Below are 1,581 nucleotides of genomic sequence, written 5' to 3'. Positions count from 1 at the left end.
GACATGAGAAGCTCGCCGTCAACTTCGGCGCCATGCTGAAGCTCGCCTTCCTGCGCCAATACCTGCGGACCCTCAGGCCGTCAGACAGGACCTAAAAGAGAACCTCTAATGGAGCCCCGCCGCAAACGAGACCAGCGGCGGGGCTCTTTCGCAGGAAGACTGAGGAACGATCGATAGTCTGGGCCCGGAGTCCCGGTTCTCGAAACATAACGATTGGTTCCTGGCTCCATCGCAGGTAAAGAATTCCCGAATGATCCCGGTCTGCGGCGAAGCCAGGGAGAGCTTGTCTATTCGGGGGGAACTTCGAGGGGTACTGATGAAAGACCTGAAACCATCAGGGCTAACCCGTGAACAATGGTCGGCGATGACGCTCTACGAGAAGTTCGAACAGGTCGTCATTTTCGTCCTCAGCGCCATCATTGCGGTTATCGTCGTGGCGTCGGTTTGGGCGCTGATGCGCGAGGTCGTGAACCGGTTGGTCTTGGGAGCGTTCGACACGCTCGATTACGCCACCTTCCAGGTGGTGTTCGGAATGATCTTCACCGTTGTAATTGCGCTCGAGTTCAAGCGCTCCCTTCTTGTGGCGACAGAACGCAGCTTCGGCATTCTCCAGGTCCGCACGATCGTGCTGATCGCGCTCCTCGCGATCGCGCGCAAATTTATCATCCTCGACCTTGGCGAGACGGAGCCAGCCAAGATTGCCGCCCTCGCGGGCGCGGCTCTTGCGCTCGGAGCAGTCCACTGGCTGGTGCGCGATCAGGACCGGCGCGAAGAGCCCGGTGCTAAAAATGCCGAAGGCGATCAATGAGCCGAAGCGTTTTCGTTCGACTTGTTTCATCAACCTCTGCCGCACTCATCATCATAATTGTTTAGCAGAAATTTTTTATCATGCCGAGCGTTGCGCTGGGTCGGTTTGCCGAGCCGCGCGCCGTCGCTTCCCGCGGAGACTTGGCGGCGTTCGAACAAAGCACCATCACAGTTTTCAACGCCACTCGAGACAGTGCGTCTCCATCGCGACAACCGAGCGTATAGTCGATGCCTAAACCCGGAGTGCCTATGACGGTCCGCGTTGACCTGCCCCTCCTTTGCGGCTTTTCCCGCGCCGCCTGTCTCGTCCCGAGCCAGCCTGCGCGGGGCCGCAATAGTCGGTCCAGCGGCCCAGTCTCGGCCCTGTCGGGTGATGATCGCTTGCGGGGGTAGCCCGGTTGTCCAGCCTCGCGCCGCAACGACCTTGGGAGTGGAGGCGGGAGGCCGCAGCAGGCTGTAAGCGAGACCACAGGGATCGAGCGCACAGCCTGTGGTCAACCGGGCGGGCAGTTGCAGGCTGCCGGTGATGCCCAGAGATAGCTGCCTTCCCGTCTGACTGCTGCGGCAGGAAGAAGACACGGGAGAGGCCCGCGCGAGGCGCGGGCCAGGATGATCCATTTGTCGGACCAGAGGATCGACGGGCTGTCGCCCGCTCACCCCCGTCCGCAGCCTTTTTGTGTTCCTGTCCGCCACGCATCCCCGCCCGAGCCGGTCAAGGGGCAAGCGCCGCCCGTTACGGGCGTCGTCGTCCAGGCGGGCCGTGTCCTCGCCCGT

Annotated in this window: 1 protein-coding gene; it reads left to right on the top strand. The window is 61.7% G+C overall.

Annotation, left to right across the window (positions count from 1 at the left end):
• The first annotated feature begins 316 nt into the window (after positions 1–316).
• Positions 317–808, top strand: a complete 492-nt coding sequence (locus tag BLQ03_RS17655) for a phosphate-starvation-inducible PsiE family protein (RefSeq protein ID WP_090757591.1) — start codon at positions 317–319, stop codon at positions 806–808.
• Positions 809–1,581 lie beyond the last annotated feature (773 nt).

The organism is Paracoccus chinensis (genome assembly GCF_900102885.1).
Taxonomy (GTDB): domain Bacteria; phylum Pseudomonadota; class Alphaproteobacteria; order Rhodobacterales; family Rhodobacteraceae; genus Paracoccus; species Paracoccus chinensis.
The sequence above is the reverse complement of the archived record's forward strand: the minus strand, read 5'-3'. Positions and strand labels throughout refer to the sequence as shown.

Coding starts and splice junctions, on each gene's coding strand:
- BLQ03_RS17655 (WP_090757591.1), top strand. CDS start 317: ATGAAAGACCTGAAACCATCAGGGCTAACCCGTGAACAATGGTCGGCG.